General features: G+C 41.6%; 16 protein-coding genes and 1 riboswitch. Of the genes, 3 read left to right on the top strand and 13 right to left on the bottom strand.

The genetic code is table 11. From position 1 onward, the window contains the following. Nucleotides 1-76 precede the first annotated feature (76 nt). Nucleotides 77-221: riboswitch (cobalamin riboswitch) on the bottom strand. 127 nt (nucleotides 222-348) lie between these two features. Both DWW43_RS10010 and DWW43_RS10005 read left to right on the top strand, forming a co-directional pair. Next, nucleotides 349-1,137, top strand: a complete 789-nt coding sequence (locus tag DWW43_RS10010; protein ID WP_119963483.1) for an N-acetylmuramoyl-L-alanine amidase — start codon at nucleotides 349-351, stop codon at nucleotides 1,135-1,137. Between the two features lie 636 nt (nucleotides 1,138-1,773). Then, nucleotides 1,774-2,628, top strand: coding sequence for an adaptor protein MecA (locus tag DWW43_RS10005; protein ID WP_347475263.1), 855 nt, complete (start codon nucleotides 1,774-1,776; stop codon nucleotides 2,626-2,628). Nucleotides 2,629-2,800: 172 nt separating this feature from the next. Here the strand turns inward: DWW43_RS10005 and DWW43_RS10000 are convergent, their stop codons facing one another. Continuing rightward, nucleotides 2,801-3,019 (bottom strand): DUF1858 domain-containing protein, encoded by a 219-nt coding sequence (locus DWW43_RS10000; RefSeq protein WP_008400300.1) that lies wholly within the window; start codon nucleotides 3,017-3,019, stop codon nucleotides 2,801-2,803. Between the two features lie 250 nt (nucleotides 3,020-3,269). On the opposite strand from DWW43_RS10000, the gene DWW43_RS09995 reads away from it, so the two are divergent. Beyond that, on the top strand, nucleotides 3,270-3,440 hold the full coding sequence (locus DWW43_RS09995) for a 4Fe-4S binding protein (protein WP_004852414.1): 171 nt from the start codon (nucleotides 3,270-3,272) through the stop codon (nucleotides 3,438-3,440). Between the two features lie 133 nt (nucleotides 3,441-3,573). Here the strand turns inward: DWW43_RS09995 and DWW43_RS09990 are convergent, their stop codons facing one another. From DWW43_RS09990 to DWW43_RS09935, 12 genes are all read right to left on the bottom strand, one after another. After that, a complete protein-coding gene (locus DWW43_RS09990; protein WP_243104463.1) occupies nucleotides 3,574-6,255 on the bottom strand; it encodes a hypothetical protein in 2,682 nt (893 codons plus the stop codon). Nucleotides 6,256-6,275: 20 nt separating this feature from the next. Next, entirely contained in the window at nucleotides 6,276-6,776 is a 501-nt protein-coding gene (locus DWW43_RS09985; protein WP_008400307.1) for a hypothetical protein, read from the bottom strand. An 89-nt stretch (nucleotides 6,777-6,865) separates the two neighbouring features. Then, a complete protein-coding gene (locus tag DWW43_RS09980; protein WP_008400309.1) occupies nucleotides 6,866-7,939 on the bottom strand; it encodes a 6-phosphofructokinase in 1,074 nt (357 codons plus the stop codon). 50 nt (nucleotides 7,940-7,989) lie between these two features. Next, nucleotides 7,990-8,586 carry a recombination mediator RecR gene (gene recR, locus DWW43_RS09975; protein WP_119963480.1) on the bottom strand — a complete coding sequence of 199 codons (597 nt, stop codon included), beginning with the start codon at nucleotides 8,584-8,586 and terminating at the stop codon, nucleotides 7,990-7,992. Then, entirely contained in the window at nucleotides 8,586-8,936 is a 351-nt protein-coding gene (locus DWW43_RS09970; protein ID WP_008400312.1) for a YbaB/EbfC family nucleoid-associated protein, read from the bottom strand. Before DWW43_RS09970 ends, recR begins: the two co-directional genes overlap by 1 nt. A gap of 40 nt (nucleotides 8,937-8,976) precedes the next feature. Next, nucleotides 8,977-10,713 carry a DNA polymerase III subunit gamma/tau gene (gene dnaX, locus DWW43_RS09965; RefSeq protein WP_119963479.1) on the bottom strand — a complete coding sequence of 579 codons (1,737 nt, stop codon included), beginning with the start codon at nucleotides 10,711-10,713 and terminating at the stop codon, nucleotides 8,977-8,979. Nucleotides 10,714-10,810: 97 nt separating this feature from the next. Then, entirely contained in the window at nucleotides 10,811-14,137 is a 3,327-nt protein-coding gene (locus DWW43_RS12355) for a hypothetical protein (protein ID WP_243104462.1), read from the bottom strand. 44 nt (nucleotides 14,138-14,181) lie between these two features. Beyond that, nucleotides 14,182-15,657 carry a DUF6382 domain-containing protein gene (locus tag DWW43_RS09955; RefSeq protein WP_008400319.1) on the bottom strand — a complete coding sequence of 492 codons (1,476 nt, stop codon included), beginning with the start codon at nucleotides 15,655-15,657 and terminating at the stop codon, nucleotides 14,182-14,184. Further along, on the bottom strand, nucleotides 15,641-16,198 hold the full coding sequence (locus DWW43_RS09950; RefSeq protein WP_119963478.1) for a hypothetical protein: 558 nt from the start codon (nucleotides 16,196-16,198) through the stop codon (nucleotides 15,641-15,643). The genes DWW43_RS09955 and DWW43_RS09950 overlap by 17 nt, the downstream gene beginning before the upstream one ends. Before the next feature lie 22 nt (nucleotides 16,199-16,220). Beyond that, nucleotides 16,221-16,997 carry a TadE family protein gene (locus DWW43_RS09945; protein WP_165853061.1) on the bottom strand — a complete coding sequence of 259 codons (777 nt, stop codon included), beginning with the start codon at nucleotides 16,995-16,997 and terminating at the stop codon, nucleotides 16,221-16,223. Nucleotides 16,998-17,278: 281 nt separating this feature from the next. Further along, complete coding sequence (locus tag DWW43_RS09940; protein WP_119963476.1) at nucleotides 17,279-18,739, bottom strand: DUF5702 domain-containing protein; 1,461 nt, start codon at nucleotides 18,737-18,739, stop codon at nucleotides 17,279-17,281. 13 nt (nucleotides 18,740-18,752) lie between these two features. Beyond that, the gene (locus DWW43_RS09935) at nucleotides 18,753-18,953 is read right to left on the bottom strand and encodes a Flp1 family type IVb pilin (protein ID WP_347475262.1); all 201 of its coding nucleotides are present in this window, start codon (nucleotides 18,951-18,953) and stop codon (nucleotides 18,753-18,755) included. Between the last annotated feature and the right edge of the window lie 99 nt (nucleotides 18,954-19,052).

Raw genomic sequence — 19,052 nt, 5'->3', positions numbered from 1 at the left:
CGCCCAAAAGCTGTATAGGCAATAATGTCTTACTGCCCATCTCCGCCGATCTGGTTCCTGTCTTATACAGGTGGCGGAAAAATCTCATGAAATCTGCGGGTATTCTGACTGAAAGGCTGATGCCTTAACACAGTAATGGCGGTTGCACCGGATTCTCACCGAATTTCCCCCTGATCAGATACGAAAAAGACTGCATCTGAGCAGATTCTATCATTATGAAATTTACATGCTTTATCTTAATTCCTGCCCTGCCAAATGTCAACAAATATCCTGTTATTTGCGTTATATTGTCATGTACTCCCTATTCTCTGCATAGATATGAATAACAGCGTATACCGGGTGATTTCCATGAAGCCAGCAAATGCCTCTATCCTAAGAAAAATCAATCGCAAACTTGTATTCGGTCTGATCTTCTTCTGTTCCTTATCGGTTCTCCTGCTTTTTTATTATAAGCCGGATACTTCTCCTGATACAGATAATCAGTCAGCGCCGGTTCCCGAAATAGTTCCTGATACTTCAGAGACAAATGATACGTCATCCAAATATATCATTACCCTGGACCCGGGACACGGCGGTTACGATCCGGGAAAGATCGGGTTAGATGGCTCTCAGGAAAAGAATATCAATCTCCGGATCACCCTTGCCCTAAAACAGAAACTGACCGACATGGGCTTTGTCGTCTATATGACCAGAGAGGATGACAGTTCCCTGAATACCAAGGCAACAGGAACGATGAAAACCTCAGACCTGAACCATCGTATTCAGATTGTTGCAGAACATCAGTCTGACCTGTTCATCAGTATCCACCAAAACAGTTTCACCGATCCTTCAGTACATGGTGCTCAGGTTTTCTATTTAACAGACTCAAAACAGGGGAAGCTGCTCGCCGAAAGTATCCACGGCTCGATTCAATCCAATATCGATCCCGATAATGAAAGACCTGTAAAAGGAAATGCCGAATACATGATCCTGAAAAAAAGCCCCTGTCCTGCCGTCATTGTTGAGTGCGGCTTCTTAAGTAACCCAGATGAATGTAAAGCACTTACTTCTGCCGATTATCAGGATGCCATGGCCGCTGCGATAGCTGAAGGTATCTGGTATTTTATAACAGAATACGGCGATACACTGACAGAATAGAAAAAAGGCAGGGACACCTTATATGCGCCCTGCCTTCAATTATTTTGTGCATGGTCATATCAGCAAATTTTTCTTTTTGTAATCTTCTACAAATTATCTGCTGATATCTATTTTGATTTATTTGGTTAAAGTTTCTTTCTTATATGGAAAATTGACTCTGTCTGCCCACCGATTCCCATGTGCATTCTTACATAATCAAACTGTGATGTGTGAATATTAATCATATCATGGACAACCCTTTAGGCATAAACAGCATTTGTCATATACAGATCATTAAACGGATATTCACAGGCATAAAAAAAACACCCGTGCCGAACCACATGAAAGGTTCATAAGATGTCTGTATTTATATTACCCTATCTGAAGCCGTTTGCCAACCCATTTTTTTAAAATTATGGTCAAACCGCAGTCAAATATATGAATTATGAACCCAATCTCCTTTTGTTACATAATTTATACTGTGGATATATCTTTATTCATTACACACAGATTTTTTATAAATTATTTCATATTTTTTCACATTATACCCTATTTACTTGTTCGTCAAATATGGTAAACTATAGGTGCGTTTTAATACACAATTGCATGACTTGTTTTCTACCCATCCGGGTAACTATCAGAAATGGGGTGATCCTATTGAAAATTGAACGCTTAAGTGAAAATCAGATCAGATGCACATTGAATAAAGCAGATTTAGCAGACAAACAATTAAAAATATCCGAACTCGCATATGGTTCTCCAAAGGCAAAGGAGCTGTTTCGCGAAATGATGCAGCAAGCATCCAACGAACTCGGATTTGAAGTTGATGATATACCTCTGATGATCGAGGCCATCCCAATCTCATCAGAATGCCTTATATTGATCGTAACCAAGGTTGAGGATCCGGAGGAATTAGATACCAGATTCTCAAGATTCACAAAAGATACGGATGCTGATGATACCGACTATGACGATGAAGAAGATGATTACGATGACGAAGATCTTACTTTTTCCTCCGATGACGACGATAACGTCATATCCGGTCAGATCAATATCGGAATCAACGGAGATTCTTCTCAGGTACCGGAAGCAATCTTTAATGCTCTGGAAGGCTTCGTAAACAGCTTATCAAGTATCGCAGGTAATAATGCAGAGATCACAACGAATTTTGATACCCCTGCATCCACTCCTGAATCAAAGGAAGAAGAAACACAGAAAGCCTTGACAAGACTTATCGTGTTTGATTCATTGAATACTGTGATCCAAGCCTCCAAGCAGATTGCTGGCTTTTATTTCAGTACCAACACATTATATAAGAATCCGGTAGATAAGCGCTTCTATCTTCTGTTCACAAACGACCAGAATACCATACCGGAATTCAATCGTGTCTGCTATATACTTGGTGAATACGGTTCATCTCAAAAGATGACGTCAGCGACACCTTATCATTTCAAAGAACATTATAAGATGGTTATTGAAGATGAGGCAGTACAGACACTGTCTGCTCTATAAATATTTATTCAAGGGAAGCTTGATTCCTGTATATTTTTACAATTGAAAAGATTCAGATACAGCATTTTCTGTTACATCCGAATTTCTGTACAAAAAAAGAACCATTCCTGTCAATACTCTTTCGGGAATGGTTTCTTTTTTACAGATCTGCTGCTCGGGCTGTTACAAATCACTATGCCTGCTGCTCCTCTTTCTTTGCAAGATAATCATTAATCTCAACTTCCAGCTCTGCAGCATCTAAACCGTGAACGGCTGCTGCTTCCTCTAATGTCTCTCCTGCTGCTGCAAGGCATCCGATACAATGCATACCTGCCGCCATAAGAATTGCAGCATTTCCTGCATCTACCGCTAAAATATCATTTATAAGCATATCTTTACTGATCTTTGCCATGTGGATATTTCCTCCTGTTTCCTGTATTCTTCATTGATTTTATGACATTTTTCGATTCCAAAAATATCTTCATTATTATAGTATACACAATTTTAATTGTCTATCCTTTTATATGAAAAAAAACTAGGCAAACTCAAGTTAGCACAGACTAATTTTTTACAAATCACTTCATTTCACTTGATATAAAAAACTTTTTGATTTAGAATAGGTAACGAGATGTGATTATTATTACTAAAAGGAGGACAATCATATGGCATTCGTAATTGGTGATTCATGTATCGGTTGTGGTTCATGTGCAGGTTCATGCCCAGTTGGAGCTATTAGCGATAACGGTGGTGTTTTCGTTATTGATGGTTCACAGTGCATTTCATGTGGCGCATGTGCAGGTTCATGTCCTGTTGGAACAATTTCAGAGGAGTAATATCCACACAGAACGTTGTTATCATAATATAGAAAAGCTGCCGGAATCGGCAGCTTTTCTTTTTATTTTATATACGGCAGAACTCAAACCTTTTGTGTAATGTCTTTGACCCCTTCTGTATATCTTTTCAATTCTACTCCTGAACATAGGAATAAAGTTCATTATTTCCCTTACTCATAGAGGCTTCATATTCTTTTCTTGACACCCGCACTTCTTCATCCAGTACAGGATCATAGTATCTGACCGCCTCACTGTTATAGCTGACGATCAATACATACCTTCCGTCATTTATCCTGCTGATAACCGGAATACCCCTGCCGATATATCCAAATACAAGATCTAATGAAATACCGGAGATATCTGCACCCGGATATTTACCGAGTACAGTGAGTGTCTCTACCGGATCTGTATACGATGCCTTCATCTCATCGTATGTCAGATCTGTAACGCCCTCATAGATCAGTGTCATATAAACGCAATCCCAAATGGAAGCTTCCACACTTTTTGAGCTCTGATGATAGATTGACGATGCAATCGTATTATACTCCTGTGTCTCTGACTGTCTGTACACGACTTCGCCATCTTTGGATACTACGATACCCGATATCTTTGTTGCCCGATTGATTGCATCTCCTGCCTTATCATAAATACCTGTCAGCCCCAGGTTATCATATACCATATATCCTGCATACTCATCTTCAACTGTAATAAGCATATCTGAGGAACGATTCGTTACAGTATTCTTCGTTATATTCAGATATGGCACATATGTCAGATAAATATTCGATGGAACCGTAAAATAAAGCTTTGATATACCACCGGATGAACTTCTTGTCACAGTCTGTATTCTTGCTACAGCATCATCTTCTTTGAAAGTGATGAAATCATCGTCTGTCTGCTTAAAATTTTCTCCTGACTTCACTCCTCTGGTCATATAGATCAGATTATCTTCAATCCGAACATCTACAATATAAGTATCGCCCTTTTCGTACTCTTTGATCTGTTCTCCATTTTCATCCACAATAAACAATTTATAAGACGGTATCTTGCTGTATACAGATTCTGCCAGTCCCGCCTTTGCAAATGATTCCTGATCCAACTGCATAGAATTATCTGCCACATCACAGATTCCATAAATCATATCTGAATTCTTAAAGCCATAACATATCAGACTCTTACCTGCACCGGAATCAAAAGTATATGTCTGTCCGGTTTTCAGATTCACCATTGTAAGAACGGAATTATCCGTACTGTTATCAGAACTGTCATATGCGATCACTTCCATATTATCTGATACATATACATGATCGAGTGATACCTGATCTATAAAATAAGATAACTGTTTCTGATCCACATTAATGCAATTCACTTTATTTCCAAGCATAAAATAAAAGTTAGTACCATCATAATAGGTAAGTCTGGATACTTCATCCTTCATTGCTGCATATGGCTCATTGCATTCAGCAAATACCAGTTCAGTCACTTCCATAGTTGCAGCATCATAAGAACACAGACTGATTCCAAGCTTGCCTTCATGTGCGCCACGGTTCATATAACCATATACCGCAAACTTGATATTTCCATCATCATCCATCGATATAATGTTAATATTATAATGATCATATGTGTTTCGAACATTCTCTACATCATCCATCCAGAAACCAAATACCATAGATATCTGATTTTCAGAATAATTATACAACCACAATTGTCCATTTCTTACAAATGCGATTTTCTTATTATCTGAACTGTATTTGTAGTCTAATTTCTTATCCAGAACAATACCGATCTCATAGACATTATTCTTATTATCGACACCGGTTCTGTTGAAATATTCATCCACATACCGGTCAAAGTTCATAACCGAGATCGTACCCTCATCAGCAGATGCTTCGCCATCTCCGGAGCCTGTATCTCCGGTTGAGTCCTCTGCTCCGGCACCAGTCATATCACCGGTTTCCGCACCGACTGTCGTGTCATCCGGCTGCAGTTCTTTGTAACTCACACGATAGTATTCCCTGATAGAGTAATAATCTGTTTCTCCGTTTGAATCCTCTGTCATCGTTACATAGTCTAATTCGATCACGGCATAATTTACATCAATCTCTTTAATCTGTGGAATGATCGATGTAATACGAATCGGGTTCATTCCGCTCCAGATCAGATCCTTATAACTGCTGTTCAGATTCATATGTCCCATAGATACGCTATCATCATCTTGTCCTTTATATGCCTGCATATACGGATAGATCAGGGATGCTTCTTCATAAGTATCAAACTCAAATGTTGCAGCATTGAATTTCTGTACAAAATCAAGAAGCTCATCTGCGTGATAATTATCATTGATCACAATTCTTGTATAATATCGAACCGTTTCTTCATCCTTTCCGTCAAGCTTGAATACAAGCATATATTCTGTATCCGGCTTTATATCCATACGAATCTCGATATCAAACATCTGATAGCCGTTTTCTTCCCCATCCGATTCAAGATCACCATTCTCGATCAATGAGTCACCCGATATCGATCGAAGCTCATAGCTATAATCTTTTGCATAACCATTCTTATCATCTACTGCAAGCCGCACCTTCTTATCATCTGTAACCGGGGTAATGCAGTCTCTGAACAGAGTGGTATCAACTACCGTTGTATAACCATGAAGGCAGTTAATATATCTGCCCTCATAGTCTACATATACTAAAGGCAATGTGGCATTCTCCATTTCCATTGCCAGATTCTTATATTGTCTATTCTGAAATTTATCAACTAAAAAAATAGTAATCACAAAGAAAACTGCCATTACTATTATTCTCATAATAAGTGTTCCTATTTTCTTCACAGGTAAAATCGTCTCCTACATCTTCTGTAGCGCTCACGTCTACAGTAAAATTCATTACAGATCAATGTTTCTATCAAATTACGCATCATACAGTTACCACAACCATTTCCCCTCGGTACATACGGAGGTTCTGATGGTGCCGCTTCCATATCCAAGTGGATATCAATATCCCGATCGGGAAGTTCCGCATAGACATCTCTTGCTATTTTACGGATAACCTCTGCATCCGGATATTCCGCAAACATCGGACTTCCGGCATATTCCAATTTATCACATTCTTCTTCTACCATTGCACTGATGCGCCGTACCCGTTCAGGGTACATCTCTTTCAGATATGCCCAGTCCTTTTCCGCACGGCTGAGATCTTCATTTGGATCATCCGGCAGGAGCAGACCTGACATACCTCTTGTCAGACTATATACATTTCCATTCTTTATCAATCCTCTTATATTCGTATCCTTACCGTCATATGGAATGTATTTGAATTCGTTCTGCATACAAATCTCCCTGTCTACAATCTTAATTACTATTAGTATATATGCAGACAGAGAGACTTATGTTACTGAAAAACTGTTTTTCTCTGAATTTAATCGCCAAATGAGATTCCAAGCGTTTTTGCCGCCAGTACAATATCGTCATCCGGAGATACATATTTGAGCTTTCCTGCTGATTCTGATAATGGAATAGCAGTTACCATATTATCCTTGAATACAACGAGCTTTCCGAAATCCTTTGCCTTGATCAGCTCCGCAGCCTTTGCACCGAATCTGGATGAGATCACTCTGTCATATGGGCATGGGCTTCCACCTCTCTGTGTATGACCGGGAATCGCGATACGGATATCCTGTGTTGTGAACTCCTTAAGCTTGTCTGCCATCTCATATGCAACAGATGGATACGGAGAATTTGCGATTACTTCCTTTCTCTTTTTCTTTGGAAGCTCAGCAACCTCTTTGGAGATTGCTCCTTCTGCTACTGCAACGATAGTAAAGCCTTTATTGTTCTTCGTTCTCTTATCGATTGCTTCATATACTTTCTTGATATCATATGGGATCTCAGGGATCAGGATAACATCTGCGCCGCCCGCAATGCCTGCATGTAATGTGATCCATCCAACCTTGTGACCCATAATCTCTACAATAAAGATACGATTATGGGATGCTGCTGTCGTATGAATACAGTCAATCGTCTGTGTTGCCACATCAACAGCACTCTGGAAACCAAATGTCATATCGGTTCCCCAAAGATCATTATCGATCGTCTTTGGAAGACCGATTACATTTAAACCTTCCTCGCTTAACAGATTTGCTGTCTTCTGCGAACCATTTCCTCCTAATACACACAGACAATCCAGCTTCAGCTTCTTGTATGTGTCCTTCATGGATTTCACCTTATCAAGACCATCCTCTGTCGGTTCTCCCATAAGTTTAAATGGCTGTCTGGAACTACCAAGAATCGTTCCACCCTTTGTCATAATGCCTGAGAAATCATCCGGCTGCATCTTGATATACTGTGCTCTCATCAAGCCCTTATATCCATTCAGGAAACCATAAATCTCTACTTCATCAAATAACTCGTACAAACCCTTTGCTACACCACGCATGGTTGCATTCAGTGCCTGACAATCGCCGCCACTGGTAAGTAATCCAACTCGCAACATTCCTAAACACCTCTTTCGTCTTTTATATGTAAAACATTATTTAATTGTCCCTATAAATATACTCTGCCTTCTAATGCCCGAAGAAGCGTCACTTCATCAATGCATTCCAGATCTCCGCCTACCGGTACACCACTGGCTATCCTGCTCACTTTGATGCCTGCCGGCTTGACCAGCTTCGATATATACATCGCCGTTGCTTCACCTTCCGGTCCCGATCCTGTTGCAATGATCAGTTCATCTACATCTCCCTGTAACCGCTTCATCAATTCTGCGATCTTGATATCTGCCGGTCCGATTCCCAGAGATGGATTGATCACTCCATGCAGTACATGATACACACCATCATACTGATTCGTTCGTTCATATGCTGCCAGATCCCTCGGAGTCTCAACAACCATGATCACCTTATGGTTTCGATTTGCCGATCTACAGATCGGACAGAGATCACTGTCGGTAATCGTATAACAGTTATTGCAGTATCTTATCTTCTTCTTTGCATTTACGATTGAATCTGCCAGTGCCTGCACACGTTCCTCCGGCATACTGATTATGTGGAATGCCAGTCTCTGTGCTGTCTTTGCTCCGATACCCGGAAGTCTGCCAAGTTCTTCGATCAGACGGTTTACTTCACCACCATATATATCCATTAGAACGGTAAGCCTCCAAGACCCATACCGCCGGAAATCTTATTCATATTCTCCTGATAATCTTCATCCTGCATACGGAATGCTTCATTGACAGCAGAAATGATCAGATCCTCTAATGTCTCGATATCATCAGGATCAACAACTTCAGGATCCAGCTTGATCTCCATTAATTCCTTCTTACCGGAAACCTTTGCTGTAACAACTCCGCCACCTACAGAAGATTCATATATCTTGTCTTCTAATTCCTTGGTAGTTGTCTCCATCTGTTTCTGCATTCTCTGTGCCTGTTTCATTAAGTTGTTCATGTTACCAGGCATCATACCCATATTATAGCCGCCTCTTTTAGCCATTTTATATGTCCTCCTTGATTCTTAACTCTTTTTTATGTTTTTATTCATACTGAATAGCAAAATTGATTTTCGTAAGATCATTCGCCTCGATCTCCTGTGCTGCATCACTGTTCTTTGAGACAACCTTCAACTCGATCTTTACCTGTCTTCCGGTCACTTTCTCTATATGCTCCCGTAATGCTGCCATTCGTTCTTTTCCTTCAAAATAAGCGATTGCCTGCTTATTATCTTCATTCTGAACATATGCCAGATACAGACCATCCTTGGCTTCATTAATATTGATCCTTGCTTTCTCCAAAAATTTCTTCGTAATATTCTGATATCCATCCATGATGATATCCCATTGCTCTACGAACTCTCTTAATTCATTATAATTCGCTTCCGGCAGTTCTTTCTTCAGCTGTTCTGACAGTTTCTTCGATGCTGCTTCTATATCTGCTTCTCCCATTGCAGGTGCATTTCCTATCTGCATTCCTTCCTGCTTCAGTCTTGTGCAGATCTGATCCAACAATTCCTGTGATACTGCTCCGGCACCCTGCACTGTTGCTCCTGCCGATGCTGTAACACCTTCTGATACCGAGCTTCCTATACCATTGTTCCCGGCAACCACTAATCCGGCAGATCCACTCTCTAACTTCTGTTCCAGAACTCGGACCCGGTCAAGCAGTGCACTGTAATCTGTCTCCATCTCCGGTTTGCATAATTTGATCACTGCAAGCTCCAGAACGATACGCTTCTGAACCGCATATTTGATATTTGCCGATGTATCCGAGAATATATTGATATAACGAATGAGTGCATCCGTATCGATCTGTGCTGCAAGCTGTCTTAACCGCTCCAGATTCTCTGCTGACATATCAAGCTTCTGATCTGCCTCCGGTGAAACCTTCACCAACAGTACATTTCGAAGAAACCATGTGAATTCTGATACAAACCGGGACAGCTCACGTCCCTGCCATACGACCTCATCTACCAGATCGATCGCACCGACAACATCAAGCTTTATCACACATTCAAGCAATCTGGCAAATACATCGATATCGACTGCACCGATCGTATCCAGAACATTCTCGTATGTCAGTTCTTTGCCTATATTAAAGGCTATACACTGATCCAGAATACTAAGTGCATCTCGCATAGAGCCATCCGCCGCTTTGGCGATATAATCAACTGCTTTCTTCTCAGCTTCGATCTGCTCTCTGCCAAGCAGCTCCATCAGACGATCACTGATCGTTTCTACTGAAATCCTGCGAAATTCATACTTCTGACATCTTGATGATATCGTAATCGGAATCTTATGTGATTCTGTTGTTGCCAATATAAAGATGACATAAGCCGGTGGTTCCTCCAACGTCTTTAACAGAGCATTAAACGCTCCCTGTGTCAGCATATGAACCTCATCGATGATGTATACCTTATATTTTCCTTCCGATGGAGAATACTGAACTTCCTCACGGATCTGTCTGATATTATCTACACCATTGTTAGATGCCGCATCAATCTCGATCACATTCATGGATGATCCATCTGCGATCGCACGACATGCCGTACACTCATTACATGGACTGCCATTTATCGGATGCTCACAGTTTACTGCCTTTGCAAATAACTTAGCTATGGATGTCTTTCCGGTTCCTCTGGTTCCACAGAACAGAAATGCATGTCCGATCCTGTTATTTATGATCTGATTTTTAAGTGTCGTTACAACATGATCCTGACCCTTTACTTCTTCGAAAGTATCCGGTCTCCATTTTCGATATAATGCCATATATGACATGACGATTTCCTCCAAAATACAACTAAAGATATTATATCCGAAATGGTGATTGATAGCAATTATTAGTTTTCAAGGTGCTGGGCTTTTTCTATCCTATTTATTTTCGTTTCTTATTTCCGTTTCTACAGATCAATAATATCATGGCTGCCAAAAGAGCAGCTCCTGCTCCGATACAGGCAATCAATAAGAGGCTGGTCTGATCACCTGTCTTCGGGGGTTCTGATTCATGTATCTGTTCGGTCGTCTGAGTCGTCAATTCTGCAGTAAGCTCTTCCGTATCTTCAGTGGTTGCTTCCGTGGTATTCTCAGTTGTTATTTCGGTGCTGTTTTCGGTTGTAATTTCAGTACTGTTCTCCGTCGTTACCTCAGTACTGTTTTCGGTTGTTATCTCGGTTGTATCCTCGGTTGTATCCTCGGTCGTTGTCTCGGTTGTATTCTCGGTCGTTGTCTCGGTTGTATCCTCGGTTGTCGTCTCCGTCGTTGTTTCTACTGAAAGTATCGTCTGTCTTACTTTTTCTTCCGGATGCTCCGGTGTAAGGTGCTTATAATATATTACAGGATCAAGCGCAAAGCCTTCCGATTCCCTCACCTCCACAACCGCATACCATCCAAACGGAAGTCCTGAAAATACGCATTCTTCCTGATCTGCTGAAATCGCAACCAGACTGTCATCCGGCATACGAAATTGATTTTCCACACCACAGGAATTTAAAATCTCCGGAATTCCAATTGCTGTCAATGTCTCATTATTCGTCTGTTGTCTGAGTTTCGTCGTAAAGGTTCCGACTTTATACCGTTCATCATACGGCTGATTTTTGCCGATTACCATATATACCTCATATACAGCACCCTCAAGTGAGAAACGGGTATCATGGTCTGTTATCTCCGGAGCTTCGCTTACTTTTTCAAGCCTTAATTCTCCGGTCTTAGCCGTATCCGCTACGGTTATCTCATACCGATAACTGCCCTCATCGTTTGGATCACGATTCTCTAAGGACATATCTACTTTTTGAGGTGTCAAATTTTTCTCAAAATATGCATTTCCCGAAATTTCGACCAGATAATAGATACCAGCCGGTAGTCCGTCTAATGTATATTCATCCTTCCTCGTAAGAGCAATCGTTGCTCCGTCGGTCGGGGCAAATCCTTTATTTATATCTGTCACCTTGCCCTTTCCATCCTCCTGTATCTCAAATTCTCCTGCATATCGAGCATCCTCCACAGAGCAACCTCCTGTCACATCCGCCATATATAAACGATAACGGATTCCTGCAAAAGAATACTCGGATGAGTGTGCGGCATATAACTGATCGGTCGTTTTATTCACCGATAAATTAATCTTAGAATTATGAACCTGAAATTCGTACTCCGAACTTTGCGTTGTAATCTCATGATAAACAGCTTGTGCCGGACGGAATCCTCGTTCCGTTGCACTCACAGCATCCTCCACCAGCACATACCAGCCAAGCGGAAGATCATAAATATCCCGACATAATGACTGGTCAATGTCTTCGCCCTTATAATCACTCTTTATTCCAAGTGTTATTGCCTCAGATGTCAGACTGACAGGTATTCCTTTTCCCTGTGCATTTACCATATACTCGCCTATTAATATAGAACTTCCTTCTGCATCGTAGGCAGTCTTATCATTCGGAACTTTATATAGTCTGAATCGAACTCCCTTCGTCTGTGATATATCTCCAAAATATGTCTTTATCAGGCGCAATTTTCCCTTTTCCATATCTTCGCTGACAGATGCATCCACCTGAAATGTGCTGTTCTTTTTTAATGTAAAACTCTTAACTTCCGAATCAACCCGATAGCCTGTATGAACGATTCCCGCGGTATCGTATGGATAGACATTTGCATCCAGATAGCCATAGGTATTTCCTTTTGCCGCATACCATCTCGCTTTACCGTCTCCGGTATAAACGGTATCCCGTTCTCTGTAATAATAAGTATACGAACTGTCCTTTTCCAGATTCAACTTTGTCCAGTAGTATATGCATGGCGTATATTTATACTTTGTTATATAGTGTTGTCTTGCCGCTTCACTGTCAAATACTACATTTGCACCATCCTTATCCTGATATGCCTTTCCATCATAAGATACAACTATGTTTGAACCCGCTTTGTCCGTACAAGCTTTGTCAGAATAGATAGTATAGCGGATTCCTGCCATATTATAATAAGGTTCATCTGACGGAAGCCTGACGGCTGCCGGATTTACCGGATTCTTTTCTACTGTAAATGAACCATCTGTCAGACTTTTTCCCCAGTCAACAGTCATCGCAAATGTATATTCATATAAAACACCTGCAAAGCACGACTGAATCTTTTTATTATCCGGCACTACCGCATATGTAGTAAATCCATCCTTCTCAGCTGCTGTCTTTGCTATCTTAGTGTTTCCCGACGTCTGAATATCTGCTGTAAACAGGAATCGATCTCCCGCTTTTAACCGCACTGTACTTCCACCTGTACAGGCTTTCCATTTGCTGTCTTTTACCGTATCATTCCATGTCACACATATCCAGAATGTCACGCCCTGACCGGAAGGAACTTTTACTGAAAAACCGTTCTCTGTTCCTCCTGACACCTGGATAACCTCCGTTCTTTTCTTCCGCTTCTGTTCAGGGGTATTATCACTGACATAAGCTGTTTCTGTTGTGCTCATATTATATGTATACTTCAATCTATTTTCTGCTGATGTCGGTGCAATATTCGTTACTACCGGACCGGGAAGCTTCCCGCCGATCATCAACTCTGCCTGTGCTCGCGTCAGCGGAGATGTCCCACTTATCGTCGCATCAGAATGACGGATTGAATTTAAAAGATTTTGAATAACAGTCTGTGACTTCTTCTCTTTATATCCCTGATATAATGCTTTTCGAATATTGCTATTCAACATGCTTCCATTATGTGCATACTGATCTGCCGCATCGTCACTATAAACGGCTGCTCTTGTTCCCCTGCGATGAACACCATCTGCCAGCGTCTCACCATACCACGGCATCTGTGCATCTTTGTCCCCACAATATACAGAAAACAGTTTGCTATAAGTATTGCCCTTATATCGTAATATTCGGTAATCCTTACAGCTGTTTTCTGCTTTCATTCTTCCAAGCCTGTATTCTTCTATGTCTGATTCTATGAGCTCCGGTAACGCCTGTACCGCTAACGCCATCTCAGCGGTTTCACCCGTTGTACTATCAGCCGTTTCCATAGCATCACTGCCTGTTGCAATAACTATCTGTCTTAGTGTCAAACCACCACCGGCAAAACTACCCAGCATTTCTGATCTGCCAAATGCATAAATCGACAAACATATACATACCAATACCACACATATTATGCCTGTTATCACCCGTCTTCTCCGGTTCCTCCGTCTTCTCCGTTTTCTTTCTTCTTTTTCAAACTTCATAGCGTCATCATTTCCTCCTCGTCTGTATAATTAATCGTCCCGAATCAACACACCCGAAACTCATAGCGTTCGCTTCCAAATGAAACCTCATCACCGGGGAATAACAATACCGGATATCCCTTCTTCAATGGATAATCATTGACACATGTTCCATTTGTTGACTCAATATCTTCCAATATAAAATTTGCATCTGCATAAGCAAGCTTCGCATGAACCCGGCTGATACTCTCACCATGTAGTCGGCAGTCTGCCATATCTCCTCTGCCGATCAACGCCGGAATCCGGGTCACATACACCATTTCCGGCTGAGAACTATAACCGGAAAGTGAGACGAACATCCCATACGGCTGTCCGGTATTTAACACCTGTGTATCCGCTGCATTTTCGTCCGTACATATCTCGCACGATTTATCAAATAATCGTAGCTTCTCTACATCGCTCTCAATTTCATCGTCCGTAATGTCTTCTGTTTTCTGTTCTCTAAAAGCTGTATGCTGCAAAGGTTCTTTCGGGTATTCTTCGTATATCCTGTTATCTTCTGTCCGTTTATCAAGCTCTATATATGCCAGCAATTCCACAGCCAGCAATATGCATATGCCTAATAACGGCTTCGTATGTTCCACCCGTCCATATCTTCGACATTGCAAATAAGCCATTATGACCCCAGCTAAAAACGTCAGAATCATACCACCTATAATCAAGCTCTTATATATATTCCATTGATGTCGCATACTGATTCCCGCCCTGCTTCCTAAGTCGCTCAGGCTACTCTTTTCGATACTTACCTGATCTTCCGATTCCGAATCTTCCCTGCTCATATTCCAGACAGCTTCCATATCCCTGCAAACATCATCTATCTGAGATCCGCCCCCTTTTTTCTCTGCATATCCGATTCCCGACATTTGAAAGGAACCATCACATGATAAGATCCGATCAAGTTCTGTCCCTAACTCTTCCGGATCAACATATTCTTCGACTATTTTCTGATACAGATCATACACTTTATCTGCCTGAACCCGATTCGTATGATCCATTCTACCAAGGTACTGTTCCATCAATACCCGCATCTGCATCCGCACACTTATCTGATATCCCGGCAGATAAGTAAAAACAAATTGTTTCTTATGGTTATCAAAAAATATGTATTCTTCCTGTAGAACCAGATCGTTCATCACCAGCAGATAACGTCTGAGTTCCCATATTACATGAAACACCGCCTGAAATACCCGCATGATTTCCTCCGGTGAAATCGACATAGATGCATACGAAGGATCCGAAGTCGGCTGTGCCGGCATGGATGCAAATGCTGCATCCATATCCATCATACCGGCCACATATTCTGTAAGACCGCTTACCTTATAACAGGGATACCCCTCACCATCTATATAGCGAAGACGCATATCGAGAATACCGCTTATATGATTTCTCTGTAACATCTCCATCTCATATGATGGCTGACATACAACATCAGATAACAACATATATACATCAAATCCATCTGTGTCATAATTCTTTTCCATATAGCTGCCACCTCCTGAGATTATTCCCTGTATCCCGGATCTCCTCCTCCAGTTTGATTTTATTCTGACTGACTTTTTTATTGATCAGCAGTCCTATGCCCAGATGGTTTTCCTCATATTTCACAACAGTCTTTCGTTTTCCTACAGAATAGAACAGACTTCTGCTGCCCTTATCCCCAGACACACTGACCTCCAATTCATCCAGATTATTCATACATTCTGATAATGACTGAAATATCTGTTGTTCCAGTATCTCATCTTCTGTACCAGCCTGCCCGGCTATATAGCTTTCTTTATTGTATGTAATGGCATACGCTTCTCCCCGCGCAGCTGCCCGGTTGATCTGCATGAACATCATATTAATTGCAATAAATACAATAGTGATAACGATCGGCATAAGCACACACATTTCAACTATGATCGAACCGGCGTCACCCTTTATACGCTCATACGGCCTGTTATTCTCTATAACCATACTTCCATATTCATACGCCTTGTCAGTCTTCATAGCCATACATTGAGTTTTTCTGCCCTTCTCCATATTCATATCCCCTTTCTGTCTTCTATCTGCCACATTCAGAGCAATAGGGAAGCCCAGTCACATCCGACCTGCGAACCCTTGTCACCGTACGTTTCAGTCCTGAACACCCTATCGATAGATGATAACGGTCACCCGTCTCTGTCATATACACCGCAGAATCTGCATGTTTTCCCTCTGCACATAATTCGCAGGGAGATAGCGAATCCTGTATCTGCTCCAACTCTGTCTGTCGAATCGTCAGTCGGATATGATAACAGTTTCTGCTGGTATGGCAGACATCACCTGTCTCTGCAATATATACATAACTGTCATCGTTATCTGCTCCGTCCAAGATCAGACCCACATATGCTTTCTGGCAAATCTGCTCAGAAACCTTCCACCTGATTATTCCGATAAATGGAATCTCCTGCTGCAAGCCATACTCAAGCCGCAGATAGATGCATCCATCAGTCGTATCGTAATCCGCCTGACTTATCCGTATCCCGCTACTTCCACCTGTTACATATCGGTCAACCAAATCCGCATCATCTATATAGGTATGAAGCACTATCCCTGCTGTAACAGCGTCTAAGCTCGCGTCAGCTTCTGAATCTGTCAGTTCCATATATTTGGTCTCTGCCATATACTGTGCAGTCTCCTGCATCGCTTCATATACAAGCATTCTGGTCTGAAGGAGATTCCCAATCTGGAAGCAGGCAAATGCTGCCAATAAAAACAGCGGTAACACCAGCATGGCTTCTAATGTTGCACTTCCCCGATTTCCTGTTTGTTTCTGATCTAAAGGGATGGTCTTATACACTCTCTTTGCCCTGCGCATGGCACCAAAATCTAACTTTCCGTGGAGAGACGGGGACATTATACATACAATTATTCTTTTTACGTGTATCACTACCATATTAACCATGCCGCCTGACAAGCAAGAGAGCATATAACACCACCCCTTATCTTACTTTGTAGTAGTTTTTTCAGACCCTCTCCAAGGTCCAAACGATCACCAAATGTCACAAGACATTACTATCTTGTTCCAATCCTGATACGACATATCTCTGCAAACATCTTGATTCAACATATCTCTGGCAATTATCTCTGTCCCTGATATGAAGCCTCTATAGCAATGCTGAAATTTGTCCCGTGCTTCCGGATATCAAGGTCTGCCGTGTATGCACAGATACAGTCTCTCATCAAAAACTCCGGCTGTTTTTCCCTTACAACCATCTGCATAACATCACACATGCGCTCATATATGACATCTCCTTTTTCTGCCAGAAACAGGAATAAAAATGTCCGGTAATCAACACCATCCGCACCTGAATAATCCATCCGATCAAGTTCAGTAAGCTTTCCGATACTGTCAAAATCTACAGTCCACTCCGCGCCTGTCTTTACAAGCGGAATCTTATGGCCTGCAAGTAACGAGCGAATCTCCACCAATGTCTCCGCATAAGACAGACATGCCACTAACAGATATTTGGCGGCTCCATATGTAATTCCCGGTGCAAGTGATAATGTAAGTGCTATACTATCGATCTCTGCCATCTTCTCCGGGTCAGTCAATAATACCGCCATATTAACAGGCATCCTGTGAAGCACTATCCGGTTTACAACGGCCTGCAGGTTATCATAATCATTATCCCGGCCTGCGATCAGGTACTCGACTTCGCATTGCAACGGATGTCCCTTTCCATCGGTTCTTGTAAAATAATCAAAGCACGTCAACCCATATAGCAGTTCTTTCCCTGCATCTGTCATCTCCGACAGACCATTTCCGGCTTCTCCACTCTCGGATGAGCCGCTTCGGGTCATCTTCTGCATATCTGCTTCCAGACGATCAATATCCTCAAATGAAGTATCCACGCTGCAATCATCCTCACCATCTGCACGATCCTGTCTGCTGTCCGAATCCTTTTGTCCGGTATGGGACGGAAGCTCGCTCATTTCTATCTTCACACCTGATACACCGGAATTCTCCGGAAGTACCAGATCAAGCAATCCATGCTTCATCTCTCTTTGTAATACTTTTCTTGGATCTTCACCTTGCCAGTCACCGGATTTCTCACTTTCTTCCAGCTTCCCTGTTGCAATCTCCTGTGCCATAGTCTCAGCCGAACGATCATCCAACCGCATCCATTCTCCAATATCCTTTACTGCCTTTACCTGTAAATACAAAGTCATATAATCGCGGATCTGCTCTCTTAGCAGCGCACAATGTGAATCCATCACAGATTTCATTCCGGTAAGACTGACATCTTGTATCTGAAATCCATATGACGAAAGTGTATAATCCAGATAACGAAGCATTCTGTCTTCCAACGCTCCCTCTCCTCTGCCTGCATACGTTTTATCCAGCAAAAGCACATGATATTCCTCAAATATCTGCTCCTGATAATCGGCTTTGATATGCTCGGAGGCTCCTTTCGCAGCCTCCGATACCCTTGCTCTGTCCATATGAAATTCAACCACTCCGATAGCCGCAAGGAACAAAACCAGAAGACTTATCAGTATCAGACTGAGAAATACTGTGATCTGTCCCTGATTTCTCATTCTGACCTCCTTATCAATAGATCTTCTTTGCACTCTTACCGATTGATTTCCATATGTTATTTACAAGCGTCGTAATCTTGTTCTGAAAGATCAGAACCATTGCGATCAACACAACTGTGATCAGCAAAATCTCTACAACACCCATTCCACTTTCATCTGTTAAAAAACGTTTTACATTCTTCATAGCTCTCTTAGGTTCCGGTTTATCCGGCACCCTTCCTCCTTCTCTTTTATTTCATTACTTAACTTATTTTTTCGTTTTGAACTTTCTGCTCCGACATTATTTAAAGTCCCGACAATATTGATCCAATTA

The organism is Clostridium sp. AF15-41, from assembly GCF_003604095.1.
Lineage (GTDB): Bacteria > Bacillota > Clostridia > Lachnospirales > Lachnospiraceae > Coprococcus.
The sequence above is the reverse complement of the archived record's forward strand: the minus strand, read 5'-3'. Positions and strand labels throughout refer to the sequence as shown.